19 protein-coding genes are annotated in these 15,324 nt (G+C 60.3%); 10 read left to right on the forward strand and 9 right to left on the reverse strand.

The genetic code is table 11. From position 1 onward, the window contains the following. Nucleotides 1-52: 52 nt before the first annotated feature. Nucleotides 53-1,087 (reverse strand): type IV pilus twitching motility protein PilT, encoded by a 1,035-nt coding sequence (locus FW764_RS22135; RefSeq protein ID WP_446435709.1) that lies wholly within the window; start codon nucleotides 1,085-1,087, stop codon nucleotides 53-55. A 57-nt stretch (nucleotides 1,088-1,144) separates the two neighbouring features. On the opposite strand from FW764_RS22135, the gene FW764_RS22140 reads away from it, so the two are divergent. The 9 genes from FW764_RS22140 (at nucleotide 1,145) to FW764_RS22180 (ending at nucleotide 7,856) form a co-directional block, all read left to right on the forward strand. Beyond that, the gene (locus tag FW764_RS22140) at nucleotides 1,145-1,831 is read left to right on the forward strand and encodes a YggS family pyridoxal phosphate-dependent enzyme (protein WP_446435710.1); all 687 of its coding nucleotides are present in this window, start codon (nucleotides 1,145-1,147) and stop codon (nucleotides 1,829-1,831) included. 33 nt (nucleotides 1,832-1,864) lie between these two features. After that, nucleotides 1,865-2,683, forward strand: coding sequence for a pyrroline-5-carboxylate reductase (gene proC, locus FW764_RS22145; RefSeq protein WP_446435711.1), 819 nt, complete (start codon nucleotides 1,865-1,867; stop codon nucleotides 2,681-2,683). A 35-nt stretch (nucleotides 2,684-2,718) separates the two neighbouring features. Further along, a complete protein-coding gene (locus tag FW764_RS22150; RefSeq protein WP_446435712.1) occupies nucleotides 2,719-3,306 on the forward strand; it encodes a YggT family protein in 588 nt (195 codons plus the stop codon). Between the two features lie 191 nt (nucleotides 3,307-3,497). Next, on the forward strand, nucleotides 3,498-4,637 hold the full coding sequence (gene metX, locus FW764_RS22155; RefSeq protein WP_446435713.1) for a homoserine O-succinyltransferase MetX: 1,140 nt from the start codon (nucleotides 3,498-3,500) through the stop codon (nucleotides 4,635-4,637). 7 nt (nucleotides 4,638-4,644) lie between these two features. Continuing rightward, nucleotides 4,645-5,265 carry a methionine biosynthesis protein MetW gene (gene metW / locus FW764_RS22160; RefSeq protein WP_446435714.1) on the forward strand — a complete coding sequence of 207 codons (621 nt, stop codon included), beginning with the start codon at nucleotides 4,645-4,647 and terminating at the stop codon, nucleotides 5,263-5,265. A gap of 21 nt (nucleotides 5,266-5,286) precedes the next feature. After that, a complete protein-coding gene (locus tag FW764_RS22165) occupies nucleotides 5,287-5,721 on the forward strand; it encodes a DUF4426 domain-containing protein (protein WP_446435715.1) in 435 nt (144 codons plus the stop codon). Continuing rightward, nucleotides 5,718-6,314, forward strand: a complete 597-nt coding sequence (gene rdgB / locus FW764_RS22170; RefSeq protein ID WP_446435738.1) for an RdgB/HAM1 family non-canonical purine NTP pyrophosphatase — start codon at nucleotides 5,718-5,720, stop codon at nucleotides 6,312-6,314. The genes FW764_RS22165 and rdgB overlap by 4 nt, the downstream gene beginning before the upstream one ends. Beyond that, on the forward strand, nucleotides 6,311-7,513 hold the full coding sequence (gene hemW, locus FW764_RS22175) for a radical SAM family heme chaperone HemW (protein WP_446435716.1): 1,203 nt from the start codon (nucleotides 6,311-6,313) through the stop codon (nucleotides 7,511-7,513). The genes rdgB and hemW overlap by 4 nt, the downstream gene beginning before the upstream one ends. A 19-nt stretch (nucleotides 7,514-7,532) precedes the next feature. After that, entirely contained in the window at nucleotides 7,533-7,856 is a 324-nt protein-coding gene (locus FW764_RS22180; RefSeq protein ID WP_017139459.1) for a DUF3392 domain-containing protein, read from the forward strand. Between the two features lie 135 nt (nucleotides 7,857-7,991). On the opposite strand, the gene trmB is transcribed toward FW764_RS22180, so the two are convergent. From trmB to FW764_RS22200, 4 genes are all read right to left on the reverse strand, one after another. Beyond that, nucleotides 7,992-8,717 (reverse strand): tRNA (guanosine(46)-N7)-methyltransferase TrmB, encoded by a 726-nt coding sequence (gene trmB / locus FW764_RS22185; protein ID WP_446435717.1) that lies wholly within the window; start codon nucleotides 8,715-8,717, stop codon nucleotides 7,992-7,994. 9 nt (nucleotides 8,718-8,726) lie between these two features. Next, entirely contained in the window at nucleotides 8,727-9,521 is a 795-nt protein-coding gene (locus FW764_RS22190; protein ID WP_015886353.1) for a thiazole synthase, read from the reverse strand. Between the two features lie 65 nt (nucleotides 9,522-9,586). Further along, nucleotides 9,587-9,787: a sulfur carrier protein ThiS gene (thiS, locus tag FW764_RS22195; protein WP_446435718.1), complete on the reverse strand. Its 201-nt coding sequence runs from the start codon at nucleotides 9,785-9,787 to the stop codon at nucleotides 9,587-9,589. 93 nt (nucleotides 9,788-9,880) lie between these two features. Then, on the reverse strand, nucleotides 9,881-10,258 hold the full coding sequence (locus tag FW764_RS22200) for a DUF423 domain-containing protein (RefSeq protein WP_446435719.1): 378 nt from the start codon (nucleotides 10,256-10,258) through the stop codon (nucleotides 9,881-9,883). Nucleotides 10,259-10,332: 74 nt separating this feature from the next. Here FW764_RS22200 and mtgA point away from each other — a divergent pair, with 74 nt between their 5' ends. Beyond that, a complete protein-coding gene (mtgA, locus tag FW764_RS22205) occupies nucleotides 10,333-11,055 on the forward strand; it encodes a monofunctional biosynthetic peptidoglycan transglycosylase (RefSeq protein WP_446435720.1) in 723 nt (240 codons plus the stop codon). 123 nt (nucleotides 11,056-11,178) lie between these two features. Here the strand turns inward: mtgA and rpoH are convergent, their stop codons facing one another. The 4 genes from rpoH to ftsY form a co-directional block, all read right to left on the reverse strand. Continuing rightward, entirely contained in the window at nucleotides 11,179-12,033 is an 855-nt protein-coding gene (gene rpoH, locus FW764_RS22210) for an RNA polymerase sigma factor RpoH (RefSeq protein ID WP_003176698.1), read from the reverse strand. 130 nt (nucleotides 12,034-12,163) lie between these two features. Beyond that, on the reverse strand, nucleotides 12,164-13,186 hold the full coding sequence (ftsX, locus tag FW764_RS22215) for a permease-like cell division protein FtsX (protein ID WP_446435721.1): 1,023 nt from the start codon (nucleotides 13,184-13,186) through the stop codon (nucleotides 12,164-12,166). Next, nucleotides 13,183-13,854: a cell division ATP-binding protein FtsE gene (ftsE, locus tag FW764_RS22220; RefSeq protein WP_446435722.1), complete on the reverse strand. Its 672-nt coding sequence runs from the start codon at nucleotides 13,852-13,854 to the stop codon at nucleotides 13,183-13,185. Before ftsE ends, ftsX begins: the two co-directional genes overlap by 4 nt. Beyond that, nucleotides 13,851-15,281, reverse strand: a complete 1,431-nt coding sequence (gene ftsY / locus FW764_RS22225; RefSeq protein WP_446435723.1) for a signal recognition particle-docking protein FtsY — start codon at nucleotides 15,279-15,281, stop codon at nucleotides 13,851-13,853. The genes ftsE and ftsY overlap by 4 nt, the downstream gene beginning before the upstream one ends. Nucleotides 15,282-15,324 lie beyond the last annotated feature (43 nt).

A 15,324-nucleotide genomic window follows, 5' to 3' on the forward strand; every position in this document is an offset into this window, starting at 1 on the left:
GCCTTCGCGAGCAAGCCCGCTCCCACAGTTGATTTTCATGGCACGCAAGACCTCAGATATCCCCCGGCACCCTCGCCTGCCCTCGCGCTTCCTCCCGGCTGATCACCCCCTCGCTGACCAGCGCCTTCAAGCTCATGTCCAACGTCTTCATCCCCAGCGCCCCACCTGTCTGGATCGCCGAGACCATCTGCGCCACCTTGTCTTCGCGGATCAAATTGCGAATGGCCGGCGAGCCTAGCATGATTTCGTGGGCCGCCACCCGCCCGCCGGCCAGCCTCTTCACCAACACCTGGGACACCACCGCCTGCAGCGATTCCGAGAGCATTGAGCGCACCATGGCCTTTTCCCCCGCCGGGAACACATCCACCAGTCGATCCACGGTCTTTGCCGCCGACGTCGTGTGCAGCGTGCCAAACACCAGATGCCCGGTCTCCGCGGCCGTCAGCGCCAGGCGGATGGTTTCCAGGTCACGCAGCTCACCCACAAGGATCACATCCGGGTCTTCGCGCAGGGCCGAACGCAGCGCTGCCGAAAAGCTGTGGGTATCGCGGTGCACTTGCCGCTGGTTGATCAGGGCCATTTTCGGCCTGTGGATAAACTCGATCGGGTCCTCCAGGGTGAGGATGTGCTGGCGCCGGTGCTGGTTGAGGTAGTCGATCATCGCCGCCAGTGTCGTGGACTTGCCAGACCCGGTCGGCCCGGTCACCAGCACCAGGCCACGCGGCAGTTGGGCGATGCGTTGGAACACCTCGCCCAGCCCTAGGCTTTCCAGGCTCTGCACTGAGGCTGGAATAGTGCGAAACACCGCCCCCATGCCGCGATCCTGCTGGAACACATTCGCCCGGAACCGCGCCACACCCGGTAGTTCGAAGGCAAAATCCGTTTCAAGAGATGTTTCGAAATCCTTTTCTTGGTATTCGTTGAGCAAAGGGCTCAATAAATCCGCAAGTTGCGGGGGCGAAAGCACCGGCCCCTCCAGCGGCCAGACTTCGCCATCAACACGCAGCATCGGCGCCAGGCCGGCCGACAAATGCAGGTCGGAGGCGCCACGGCGCACGCTGGCCGTCAGCAATTCAGTGATGTCCATAGGGCTTTCCATTTCCAGTAGAATGCCGCGGACTCCATATCCACGGGTGCATCTTGAATGTCGACGATAGCAGACAACATTGGCCTGGTTAGCGAACGGATCCGTGCCGCGGCCCACGCCGTGCAACGTGACGAAAGCAGCGTCCACCTGCTGGCCGTGAGTAAGACCAAACCCGCGCAAGCCGTGCGCGAAGCCTATGCCGCCGGGATGCGCGATTTTGGCGAGAACTACCTGCAGGAAGCCTTGGGCAAACAGGCCGAATTAACCGACCTGCCCTTGAGTTGGCACTTCATCGGCCCCATTCAATCGAACAAGACTCGTGCGATCGCCGAGCATTTCGCTTGGGTACATTCCGTGGACCGTTTGAAAATTGCTCAACGCCTGTCCGAACAACGCCCGGCCGACCTGCCGCCGCTGAACATTTGCATCCAGGTCAACGTCAGTGGCGAAGCCAGCAAGTCCGGCTGTACACCCGCCGACCTGCCGGCCCTGGCCAATGCAATCAGCACCCTGCCACACTTGAAACTGCGCGGTTTGATGGCGATCCCTGAGCCGACTGACGACCGTGCAGAGCAGGATGCAGCCTTCGCGACAGTACGCGACCTGCAAGCGAGCCTGAACCTGGGCATGGACACACTTTCCATGGGCATGAGCCACGACCTTGAGTCGGCCATCGCCCAAGGCGCCACGTGGGTGCGGATCGGTACCGCCCTGTTTGGCGCCCGCGACTACGGCCAGCCGTGAAATGGCTGACTTTCCTCTGAATAGGGACCTGTCATGAGCAACACGCGTATTGCCTTTATCGGCGCCGGCAACATGGCGGCCAGCCTGATCGGTGGCCTGCGGGCCAAAGGCCTCGAAGCCTCCCAGATCCGCGCCAGCGACCCGGGCGCCGACACCCGCGCCCGCGTCAGCACCGAGCACGGCATTGAAACCTTTGCCGACAACGCCGAGGCCATCCAGGGCGTTGACGTGATCGTACTGGCGGTCAAGCCGCAGGCCATGAAAGCGGTGTGCGAAAGCCTGCGCCCGAACCTGCAACCGCATCAGTTGGTGGTCTCCATCGCCGCCGGTATCACCTGCGCCAGCATGAACACTTGGCTAGGCGCACAGCCGATCGTACGTTGCATGCCCAACACACCGGCGCTGCTGCGCCAGGGCGTGAGTGGCTTGTACGCTACGTCAGAAGTGAGCGTCAAACAGCGTGAGCAGGCTCAAGAGCTGCTGTGCGCCGTGGGCATCGCCGTGTGGCTGGAACAGGAACTGCAACTGGATGCGGTCACCGCCGTTTCAGGCAGCGGCCCGGCTTACTTCTTCCTGTTGATCGAAGCCATGACCGCCGCCGGCGTGAAACTGGGCCTGCCACACGAAGTGGCGGAGCAACTGGCTGAGCAAACCGCCCTGGGCGCCGCGAAGATGGCTGTTGGCAGCGATGTAGACGCCGCCGAGTTGCGCCGCCGTGTAACCTCGCCGGGCGGCACCACGCAAGCCGCCATTGAATCGTTCCAGGCCGGGGGGTTTGAAGCCCTGGTGGAAAAAGCACTGGGTGCCGCGGCACATCGTTCGGCTGAAATGGCCGAGCAACTGGGCAAATAGTCGTCCCCTGCAACTGGACTAGATAGGAAACAAACATGCTTGGACTCAATGACGCTGCCATTTTCATCATCCAGACCTTAGGCAGCCTGTACCTGCTGATCGTGCTGATGCGTTTTATCCTGCAACTGGTGCGGGCGAACTTCTACAACCCGCTCTGCCAGTTCGTGGTGAAGGCCACCCAACCGCTACTCAAACCGCTGCGCCGCGTGGTCCCGAGCCTGTTCGGCCTGGACATGTCGTCGCTGGTGCTGGCGCTGCTGCTGCAGATTCTGCTGTTTGTGGTGATCCTGATGCTCAACGGCTACCAGGCCTTCACCCCGCTGCTGTTGCCATGGGGCCTGATCGGTATCTTCTCGCTGTTTTTGAAGATCATTTTCTGGTCGATGATCATCAGCGTGATCCTCTCGTGGGTCGCACCGGGAAGCCGCAGCCCTGGCGCTGAGCTGGTTAGTCAGATCACCGAGCCGGTGCTGGCGCCGTTCCGTCGGTTGATCCCGAACCTGGGCGGCCTGGATATCTCGCCGATCTTCGCGTTTATCGCGATTCAGCTGCTGCAAAGCTGGGTGATCCCGCGCCTGGCCTTCTACGCGTTCATGCCAAAAGAACTGTTTGGCCTGATCTGAGTGCGCTAAAAAATCTGCGAAAGGGTTTGCTCCCGATAGCGGTGGGTCAGTCAAACAGATGTCGACTGCCACGCCGTCATCGGGAGCAAGCCCCCTCCCACATTTGTATCTTCGTACGGGTGCAGGCCTTTGCTTGCCGCTAGGGGCCCCGCTCTTTAGACTTACGCCTCATTTAAACGAGAGCAGGGTCGATGCCAACTGCCTTTCCCCCCGATTCTGTTGGACTGGTCGTGCCCCAAGTGGCGCACTTCAGCGAGCCGCTGGCCCTGGCCTGTGGCCGTTCGCTGCCTGCTTATGACCTGATCTACGAAACCTACGGCCAACTGAACGCCACGGCGAGCAATGCCGTGCTGATCTGCCACGCCTTGTCTGGCCATCATCACGCTGCGGGCTTCCACAGTGCCGACGAGCGCAAACCCGGATGGTGGGACAGCTGCATCGGCCCGGGCAAGCCCATCGACACCAACAAGTTCTTTGTGGTCAGCCTGAACAACCTCGGCGGCTGCAACGGTTCCACCGGCCCCAGTAGCCTCAACCCGGAAACCGGCAAACCGTTCGGTGCGGATTTTCCGGTGCTGACCGTGGAAGACTGGGTGCACAGCCAGGCGCGCCTGGCCGACCTGCTGGGCATTGGCCAGTGGGCCGCGGTGATCGGCGGCAGCCTGGGCGGCATGCAGGCACTGCAGTGGACCATCACCTACCCAGACCGCGTACGCCATTGTCTGGCCATCGCCTCGGCGCCAAAACTCTCGGCGCAGAACATCGCCTTCAACGAAGTGGCACGCCAGGCGATCCTCACTGACCCTGAATTCCACGGCGGTTCGTTCCAGGAAGCGGGCGTGATCCCCAAACGTGGCTTGATGCTGGCGCGAATGGTCGGGCACATCACTTACCTGTCCGATGACTCCATGGGCGAGAAATTCGGCCGTGGGCTCAAGAGCGAGAAGCTCAACTACGATTTCCACAGCGTCGAGTTCCAGGTCGAGAGCTACCTGCGTTATCAGGGTGAGGAGTTTTCCGGGCGTTTCGACGCCAACACCTACCTGCTGATGACCAAGGCGCTGGACTACTTCGACCCGGCCGCCAACTTTAACGACGACCTGGCGAAAACCTTCGAGGGCGCCACGGCCAAGTTCTGCGTGATGTCGTTCACCACCGACTGGCGCTTCTCCCCAGCCCGTTCACGGGAACTGGTGGACGCGTTGATGGCGGCCAAGAAAGACGTCTGCTACCTGGAGATCGATGCGCCGCAGGGACACGACGCCTTTCTGATTCCGATCCCGCGCTACCTGCAGGCCTTCAGCAACTACATGAACCGCATTACTTTGTGAGAACGCCATGAGAGCCGACCTGGAAATCATCCAAGACTGGATCCCCGCCGGCAGCCGCGTGCTCGACCTCGGCTGCGGTGATGGCGAACTGCTGAGCTGGCTGCGCGACAACAAGCACGTCACCGGTTACGGCCTGGAAAACGACCCGGACAACATCGCCCAGTGCGTGGCCAAGGGCATCAATGTGATCGAACAGGACCTGGACAAGGGCCTGGGCAACTTTGCCAGCAACAGCTTCGATATCGTGGTGATGACCCAAGCCCTGCAAGCGGTGCACTACCCGGACCGCATCCTCGACGAAATGCTGCGCGTGGGTCGCCAGTGCATCATTACCTTCCCCAACTTCGGCCATTGGCGCTGCCGCTGGTATCTGGCCACCAAGGGCCGCATGCCGGTGTCGGATTTTCTGCCGTACACGTGGTACAACACGCCAAACATCCACTTTTGCACCTTCGAAGACTTCGAAGCCTTGTGCGGCGAGCGCGAAGCCAAGGTGATCAACCGCCTTGCCGTCGATCAACAGCACCGCCACGGCTGGGCGAGTAAGCTATGGCCCAACCTGTTGGGCGAAATTGGTATCTACCGGGTCAGTAGTCCGGGCATCACGGACCACAAAATTGCCGTCTAACCATTTTCAAGGAGGACGAACATGAGTCGTTTGGCTGTTTTTCTACTCACCGCATGCCTGGGCGCCAGCGCCATGGCGGCGGATGCTATCGACGGTAACCGCCAGAAAGAATTCGGCGATATCACCGTGCATTACAACACCTTCACCTCTAGCTTCCTGCAACCGGAAACAGCCCAGGAAGTGGGTGTGGTGCGCAGCAAGAATAAGGGTTTGATCAATGTAACTGTGATCAAGGGCGTGAGCCCGGTGGCGGCGCAAGTGACCGGCACCATCAAGGATTTGAGCGGCAAGACCGAGGTCCTGACGTTCAAGCAAATCACCGAGAAAGGCGGGATCAATTATCTCGCGCCGTACTCCGTGCCACAGCGCGAATACAAGACGTTTACCATCAACGTTGAAACTGGCGGCAAAGCCCACGGCTTCCAATTCAACCAAGAACTGTTTCCGGCCGAATAATGAACCTGACTCAACTCGTACTGGCCAGCCATAACGCCGGCAAACTCAAAGAACTCCAGGCCATGCTCGGCGAGTCCGTGCAACTGCGCTCGATTGGCGAGTTCAGCCAGGTCGAGCCGGAAGAAACCGGCCTGTCGTTCGTCGAGAACGCGATTCTCAAGGCGCGCAATGCCGCACGCATCTGCGGCCTGCCGGCGCTGGCGGATGACTCGGGCCTGGCGGTGGATTTCCTCGGCGGCGCCCCTGGTATCTACTCGGCGCGTTACGCCGACGGTAAAGGCGACGCGGCCAACAATGCCAAGTTGCTGGACGCCCTCAAGGACGTGCCGGACGCGATGCGTGGCGCGCAGTTCGTCTGCGTGCTGGCGCTGGTGCGACATGCCGATGACCCGTTACCGATCCTCTGCGAAGGCCTGTGGCACGGGCGTATTCTGCATGCGGCCAGTGGCGAGCATGGGTTTGGCTACGACCCGCTGTTCTGGGTGCCGGAGCGTAATATCTCCAGCGCCGAACTGAGCCCGGCCGACAAGAACCAGCTCAGCCACCGCGCCCGCGCAATGGATTTGCTGCGCCAACGCCTGAGCCTGAAATGACCCAGAACACCTCTGCGCAACCGCTGATCCACGGCGGCGCGCAAACGCCTCGGGCGGCACTGCCGCTGTTGCCGCCCTTGGCGCTGTACATCCACATCCCGTGGTGCGTGCGCAAATGCCCTTATTGTGACTTCAACTCTCACACCGCGAGTAACGTGCTGCCGGAAGAAGAGTACGTCGATGCGTTGCTGGCCGACCTTGATCAAGACCTGCACGCGGTTTACGGCCGTGAACTCAGCTCGATCTTTTTCGGTGGCGGCACGCCGAGCCTGTTCAGCGCCGCCGCACTGGGTCGCTTGCTCAAGGGCGTAGAAGCACGTATCGCGTTTGCCGGCGATATCGAGATCACCCTTGAAGCCAACCCAGGGACGTTCGAGCAAGAGAAGTTCATGGCGTACCGCAAGCTGGGAATCAATCGCCTGTCCATCGGCATCCAGAGCTTCCAGCAGCAAAAGCTTGAGGCCCTGGGCCGCATTCACAACGGCGACGAAGCCATACGTGCAGCCGGCATGGCGCGCCAGGCCGGGTTCGATAACTTCAACCTGGACCTGATGCATGGTTTGCCTGACCAGTCCCTGGACGATGCCTTGAGCGACTTGCGCCAGGCTATCGCACTGAAGCCGACACACTTGTCCTGGTACCAACTGACGCTGGAACCCAACACCGTATTCTGGAACCAGCCGCCCGCACTGCCGGAAGACGACACGCTGTGGGACATTCAGGAAGCTGGCCAGGCGCTGCTAGCCGAGCACGGTTACGCGCAATATGAAGTCTCGGCCTATGCCCAACCGGGCCGCCCGGCGCGGCACAACCTGAATTACTGGAGCTTTGGCGACTTTATCGGCATTGGCGCCGGTGCCCACGGCAAGCTCAGTCACCCGGACGGTCGCATCGTGCGCACTTGGAAGACACGGGCACCCAAGGATTACCTCAATCCGGCCAAAAGCTTTCAAGCCGGAGCGAAAGAGCTGACCAATGAAGAACTGCCGTTCGAGTTCCTGATGAACGCTTTGCGGCTCACAGAGGGCGTCGATGCCAAGCTCTACGCCGAGCGCACTGGCCTTGATCTGGCGAGCCTGGACGAAGGCCGCCGTGAGGCAGAACAAAGTGGCTTAATGCAGGTCGAACCGTCACGCCTGGCGGCGACCGACCGCGGGCAACTCTTTCTCAATGACCTGTTGCAGACGTTTTTGAGCTGATCGCTCTTAAGGAAATCGAATGGATTTGGTACTCGACCTGCTCGCCACCGTATCCCGCTGGAGCCGCAGCAACCTGTCGGAAATCTCCCTGGCCCTCGTCGGCTGTTTGCTGGTGCTGTTTGGCGCTGATATCAAAGGCTGGATCGAAGGCCGCTTGGGCAGCATTGCTGGTGCACTGCGCGTACCGTTGATGGCGCTGGTGTGCATGATCGGCAGCGGCGCGGCATTGCTGTATGCCACACCGTGGATAGTGCGCGGGCTGAGCCAGTTCAATAACTACAGCTTGGCGCCGGTGTTGGTGGTGGTGCTGGTGTTGATTGGCGTTGTGGCAGACCGCCGCTGACCCAAAACCCAACACACAGATACCAATGTGGGAGGGGGCTTGCTCCCGATAGCTGAGTGTCAGTCGACATCAAGAGGACTGATCCACCGCTATCGGGAGCAAGCCCCCTCCCACATTTTTGAAGCTAATGACTTGTCAGTCGACCTTCTCGAACTTCAAATCCCAAACCCCATGCCCCAACCGCTCGCCGCGGCGTTCGAACTTAGTGATCGGGCGCTCAGCCGGGCGTGGCACGCACTTGCCGTCTTCGGCCAAGTTGCGGTAGCCAGGGGCGATGTCCATCACTTCCAGCATGTATTCGGCATACGGTTCCCAGTCGGTGGCCATGTGCAGGATACCGCCGACTTTCAGCTTGCTGCGCACCAGCTCCGCGAAGGATGCCTGGACGATGCGGCGCTTGTGGTGACGGGATTTGTGCCATGGGTCCGGAAAGAACAGCATCAGGCGGTCGAGGCTGTTGTCGGCGATGCAGCGGTTGAGCACTTCAATCGCGTCGCAGTCATAGACTCGCAGGTTAGTCAGGCCTTGGGTCAGCACGCCGTTAAGCAGCGCACCGACACCCGGACGGTGCACTTCGACACCGATGAAGTCCTGCTCCGGCGAGGCGGCAGCCATTTCCAGCAGCGAGTGGCCCATGCCAAAACCGATTTCCAGGGAACGCGGTGCCGAACGGCCGAACACCTGGTCGAAGTCCACCGGCGCATCAGCCAATGGCAACACGAACAGCGGCGCGCCTTGCTCCAAGCCTTTTTGCTGGCCTTCGGTCATGCGACCGGCGCGCATCACAAAACTCTTGATGCGGCGGTGCTTGGACTCGTCACCTTCTTCCACGGTGTTCGGCGTTTCGTTTGATTCAGTCATCAATGGCTCTTACTTGATCAGACCATCCAGCGGCGAGGAGGCGCTGGCATAGAGTTTTTTCGGCATGCGCCCGGCGAGGTAGGCCAGGCGGCCCGCGACGATGGCGTGGTTCATGGCTTCAGCCATCATGATCGGCTGCTGGGCATGGGCGATGGCCGAGTTCATCAGCACCGCATCGCAGCCCAGCTCCATAGCGATGGTGGCGTCGGAAGCAGTGCCCACGCCCGCGTCCACCAGCACCGGGATTTTGGCTTCTTCGAGGATGATCTGCAGATTGTATGGATTGCAGATACCCAGGCCGGAACCGATCAAACCGGCAAGCGGCATCACCGCGATGCAGCCGATTTCTGCCAATTGACGGGCAATAATCGGGTCATCACTGGTGTAGACCATCACGTCAAAGCCTTCCTTGACCAGCGTTTCGGCGGCCTTCAGGGTTTCGATCACGTTAGGAAACAAGGTCTTTTGGTCGGCCAATACTTCCAGCTTCACCAGGTTATGGCCGTCGAGCAGCTCACGGGCCAGGCGGCAGGTGCGCACGGCTTCGATAGCGTCGTAGCAACCGGCGGTGTTCGGCAAGAAGGTGTAGCGGTCCGGCGACAGCACTTCGAGCAGGTTCGGCTCGCCTTCGATCTGCCCTAGGTTGGTGCGGCGCACGGCGAAGGTGACGATCTCGGCCCCCGAGGCTTCAATGGCCAGGCGGGTTTCTTCCATGTCGCGGTATTTGCCGGTGCCGACCAGCAGACGGGACTGGTAGGTGCGACCGGCCAGGACGAAAGGCTTGTCGCTACGAACGATGCTCATGGGAAATCCTCGAGTTGGGGTGAGGTTCTGCAGAATGCGGGTTGGCGCCCTTGAGCGCCGGACGACTAGCCGCCGCCGATGGCGTGGACCACTTCGACCTGATCACCTTCGGTGAGCTCGGTTTCGGCGTGCAGGCTACGCGGGACGATATCCAGGTTGAGCTCCACTGCGACACGACGCCCGGTCAAGTCCAGACGGGTCAGCAGGGCCGCAACGGTTTCACCGTCGGGCAGTTCAAAGGATTCGCCGTTCAACTGAATGCGCATGCCACGGGCCGCCATCGTTTTTAGGGGCCAGCATTCTAGCCCGATTGGCATTGCTGGCCCAAGCCCTCCGGTCCGCTTCAAAAATAGAAAGCTTCAGATGGGCTGCAGGCGCCAAGCGGCCAGGCCGAGAAAGAACCAACCCAACAGGAACGCCAGCCCACCAAACGGCGTAATGATGCCCAGCTTGCTGATGCCGGTCAGGGTCAGCACATACAGGCTGCCGGAGAACAGCAGGATACCGACGGCAAAGGAAATGCCCGCCCAGCCGACCAGTCGGCCAGGAATATGCGCTGCCAGCAATGCCACGCCGAACAACGCCAGGGCATGCACCAGTTGGTAAGTCACGCCGGTGTGGAAGATCGCCAGGTACTCGGCGCTCAGGCGGTTTTTCAGGCCGTGAGCAGCAAAGGCGCCGAGGGCGACGCCGGTAAAGCCGAAAAAGGCAGCCAGCATCAGAAAGCTACGCAGCATGAGGAACTCCAGTCAGACTCAAAGGGCCGGGTCTGTATAATGGCCCGCTCAACGGGTTCGGCCAAGCCATCTCTATGCTGCGTCTCCTCTTCAAGCGTTTTATCAAAGTCGTGAAATGGTTTGCCATCGGCAGTGTGCTGCTGGTGCTGCTGTTTCGTGTCGTGCCGCCACCGTTCACTGCGCTGATGGTGGAGCGCAAGATTGAATCCTGGGTCGACGGCGAGCCGATTGACCTGCAGCGCACATGGGTGCCTTGGGATGAGATTTCCGATGACCTCAAGGTGGCGGTGATGGCCGGTGAAGACCAACGCTTCCCGCAGCATTGGGGTTTTGATTTTGGCGCGATTCAGGCGGCATTGCTGCACAACGAGCGCGGTGGCTCGATTCGTGGTGCCAGTACGCTTAGCCAGCAGGTGTCGAAAAACCTGTTCCTGTGGAGCGGCCGCAGTTACTTGCGCAAAGCCCTGGAGGCTTGGTTCACCGGGTTGATCGAGATCGTTTGGCCCAAGCAACGGATTCTTGAGGTGTACCTCAACAGCGTGGAGTGGGATGAAGGCGTGTTCGGCGCAGAGGCTGCGGCGCGGCATCATTTTGGGGTGAGCGCCAAGGCGCTTTCCCGTCAGCAGGCCAGTTACCTGGCGGCGGTGCTGCCGAACCCGCGAGTGTGGAGTGCCAGTCATCCGACAGCGTATGTGGCGCGGCGCGCAGCGTGGATTCGTCAGCAGATGAGCCAGTTGGGCGGGGACGGTTACTTGGTGGAGTTGAATAACTCGCGCAAGGCACCATGGGCCGACTGACATCACCCCCAAAAAATGTGGGAGGGGGCTCGCTCCCGATAGCGGTAGATCAGTCAATTTGATCTCGACTGACACTCAGCTATCGGGAGCAAGCGCCCTCCCACACGTTGACCGCGTCGCAGATTAAGCGGCGATCGACAGCTTCAACTTGTTCATCGCGCTTTTCTCAAGCTGACGAATCCGCTCGGCCGACACGTTGTACTTCTGTGCAAGGTCGTGCAGCGTGGCTTTTTCTTCTGCCAGCCAGCGCTGGTAGAGAATGTCACGGCTGCGGTCGTCCAACACTTCAAGCGCTTCGTGCAGGTTGTGATTGGAGTTGTCGCTCCAGTCGGCATCTTCCAGTTGACGCGCCGGGTCGTACCGGTGGTCTTCCAGGTAGTTGGCCGGCGATTGGAAAGCGCTGTCGTCGTCCGCTTCTGCGGCCGGGTCGAAGGCCATGTCATGGCCGGTCAGGCGACTTTCCATCTCGCGCACTTCACGTGGCTCCACACCGAGGCTTTCAGCCACACGGTGCACTTCCTCGTTGTTCAGCCAAGCCAGACGTTTCTTCTGGCTGCGCAGGTTGAAGAACAGCTTGCGCTGAGCCTTGGTGGTCGCGACTTTCACGATGCGCCAGTTGCGCAGGATGAACTCGTGGATTTCCGCCTTGATCCAGTGCACAGCAAACGACACCAGGCGCACGCCCATCTCAGGGTTAAAGCGCTTTACAGCCTTCATCAGGCCGACGTTGCCTTCCTGAATCAGGTCAGCCTGGGCCAGACCGTAGCCGCTATAGCTACGGGCGATATGTACGACAAAACGCAGGTGGGCGAGCACCATCTGCCGAGCCGCCCCCAAATCCTGCTCATAGTAGAGACTCTCGGCCAGTTCACGCTCCTGCTCCGGCGTCAGCAATGGAATGCTGTTGACCGTGTGCACATAGGCCTCAAGGTTCGCACCCGGGACCAGAGCATAAGCAGGTTGCAAAGAAGTGGTCATACGAAAAAAACCTCCGACTCACATAACTCGTGCAGTTCAGCACTGCGAAAATTGACCGGGAACCGTAGGACAAGTTCCCTAAACCACCAATACGGTCAATACAAACGAAACCACATTAATCTGACATTAACTACTTCGGCGCCAGCTCACGTAAATGACGAGCGACCGCAATCCAAGCACCGATATACCCCAACAATACCGCGCCAAGCAAGAGCGACAGACCATCGGCGACCGGCACGCCAGCCAAGGCGAAATCGCTGCCGTACAAGCCGGCAAGCCCGACTACCGCGTCGTTCAGCCAGTCCAAGCCAAAAGCCAGCACGCCCCAAGACAAAATCCCGGCACCGAAGCCATAAAGCGCGCCCATGTACAGAAAAGGACGACGCACGTAGCTGTCTGTGCCGCCGACCAGTTTAATCACTTCTATCTCGGTGCGACGGTTCTCAATATGAAGACGAATGGTATTACCTATCACCAAAAGTAATGCAGACACCAACAACACCGTCAAACCGAACACAAAGCGGTCGCCCAGCTTGAGAATCGCGGCCAGGCGCTCTACCCAGACTAGATCAAGTTGCGCCTGTTGCACCTTCGGCATCTCTGCGAGTTTTTGTCGCAGGGCTTCAAGCGCCGGCTTATCGACTTCGTTCGGCGTCACCAGTACCACGCCCGGCAGCGGATTCTGCGGCAGCTCTTTAAGCGCCTCGCCCAGACCGGACTGCTGCTGGAACTCCTCAAGGGCCTGGTCGCGACTGATGTACTCGGCATCCGCTACACCCGGCAGGCTCTTGATGTCATCGCGTAGGCTTTCGCCGTCTTTGGCACTGGCATCGAGGTTCAGGTACAGGGAAATCTGCGCCGCACGCTGCCAGGAACCGCCCAGACGCTCGACATTATTAAGCAGCAGCGACAAACCCATCGGCAGGCTCAGTGCCACAGCCATCACCAGGCAGGTAAAAAAGCTGCCGATCGGCTGTTTGCCCAGGCGGCGCAAGCTGTCGAGCAGGCTGGCCCGATGGCTTTCGATCCAGGCGCGCAGCAACGTGCTGAAATCCGGGCCATCGTCTTCGTCGCGTTTTTTCTTCTGCGGTTGCGGGTCGGCGGCTTTTGGCGCCACGCGCTCGGAGACTTTAGGGCTACGTGTTGCACTCATACGCCAGCCTCCCCGTCGCCGATCAGGCGGCCGCGTTGCAGGGTCAGCATGCGATGACGCATGCGCGCGATCAGCGCAAGGTCGTGACTGGCGATCAGCACGCTGGTGCCCAAACGGTTGATGTCTTCGAACACGCCCATGATCTCGGCCGCCAAGCGCGGGTCGAGGTTACCGGTGGGTTCGTCCGCCAGCAGCAAGGCCGGGCGGTGAACGATGGCCCGGGCGATGCCAACGCGTTGTTGCTGGCCGGTGGACAGGTCGCCCGGGTACAGGTCGGTCTTGTCCGACAGCGCCACGCGCTCCAGCGCCGAATCCACACGTTTAATGATCTCGGCCTTGGACAGCCCGAGGATTTGCAACGGCAAGGCAATGTTGTTGAACACTGTGCGGTCGAAGAGCAACTGATGGTTCTGGAAGACCACACCGATCTGACGTCGCAGGAAAGGAATCTGCGCATTGCTGATGGAGGCCAGGTCCTGGCCTGCCAGCAGCAACTTGCCGGTGGTCGGGCGCTCCATGGCCAGCAACAATCGCAGCAACGTACTTTTGCCCGCACCCGAATGACCGGTCACGAACAAGAATTCGCCGCGACGCACTCGAAAGCTCAGCTCATGCAAGCCCACATGCCCGTTGGCGTAGCGTTTACCGACCTGTTCGAATCGAATCATGAACGCTCCCGCTCGGCAAAGAGTGCCTGTACAAAGGGTTCGGCTTCAAAGGTGCGCAGGTCGTCGATGCCTTCACCGACGCCGATGTAACGAATCGGCAACCCGAACTGTTTAGCCAGGGCAAAGATCACCCCGCCTTTAGCTGTGCCGTCGAGCTTAGTCAATGCCAGGCCAGTCAGTTGCACCGTCTGGTTGAATTGTTTGGCCTGGCTGATGGCGTTCTGGCCAGTCCCCGCATCAAGCACCAGCAAGACCTCGTGCGGCGCGTCGGCGTCGAGCTTGCTGATGACGCGGCGTACCTTTTTCAACTCTTCCATCAAGTTGTCTTTGGTGTGCAGGCGACCGGCTGTATCGGCAATCAATACGTCGATGTTACGGGCCTTGGCGGCTTGCACTGCATCAAAGATGACGGACGCGGAGTCGGCGCCGGTGTGCTGGGCGATGACCGGAATCTTGTTGCGTTCACCCCAAACCTGCAACTGCTCCACGGCAGCGGCGCGGAAAGTGTCGCCAGCAGCGAGCATGACTTTCTTGCCTTCCAACTGCAGCTTTTTCGCCAGTTTGCCGATGGTGGTGGTTTTGCCGGCGCCATTGACACCGACCACCAGAATCACAAACGGCTTGTTCGGCGTGATCACCAGCGGCGCTTCCACAGGCTTGAGCATCGCAGCCAGCTCAGCCTGGAGAGACTTGTACAAAGCGTCGGCGTCAGTCAGTTGCTTGCGTGCGACCTTCTGGGTCAGGCTCTGGATGATCACCGCAGTAGCTTCAACACCCACGTCGGCCGTCAGCAGACGGGTTTCGATGTCTTCCAGCAGTTCGTCATCGATGACTTTTTTGCCCAGGAACAGGCTGGCCATGCCTTCGCCAATACTGGCGCTGGTCTTGCTCAGGCCCTGCTTGAGGCGCGCGAAGAAGCCAGTTTTGCTGGTTTCGGTGACAGCACTGACCGGCTCCTGTTCGACAGGCGACTCGGTAACGGCAGGCGCGGCCACGGTCACAGGAACAGGCGTCGGCTCAACCACGACCGGCGCAGGAATGCCGACTACCGACGGCGCTTCGACCACCTGGTCCACCGGCTCAACCACGGATGGAATCGGCGGCGCCACATGCTCGGCCTGCACATCGTCAACCAGAGCCACAGGCTCTTCAGCCACTGGTAGCTCAAGCCACGGCTTGTGCTCGGCCTCAGGTTCCGGCTCAGCTTCAGCCACCGGCTGCAACACCGGCTCGGCCATCGGCAGCACCACCGGTGCCGGGATTTCAGCGACCGGCTCGGCTTCTACTATCGGTTCAGGGATAGGCTCAGATTGAACCTGCGGCTGTTCGACGACGGTTTCCTGCGGCTTTTTGCGCAGCCATCCGAACAGGCCTTTTTTCTCGCCAGCCGCAGCTGGGCTCTTCTTGTCGTCGTTGGAACCAAACATGGAGGACGGCTATCTCAAAGTAGCGATGCGCCAGGGCGCCTCG

Source organism: Pseudomonas sp. 1152_12 (assembly GCF_052850675.1).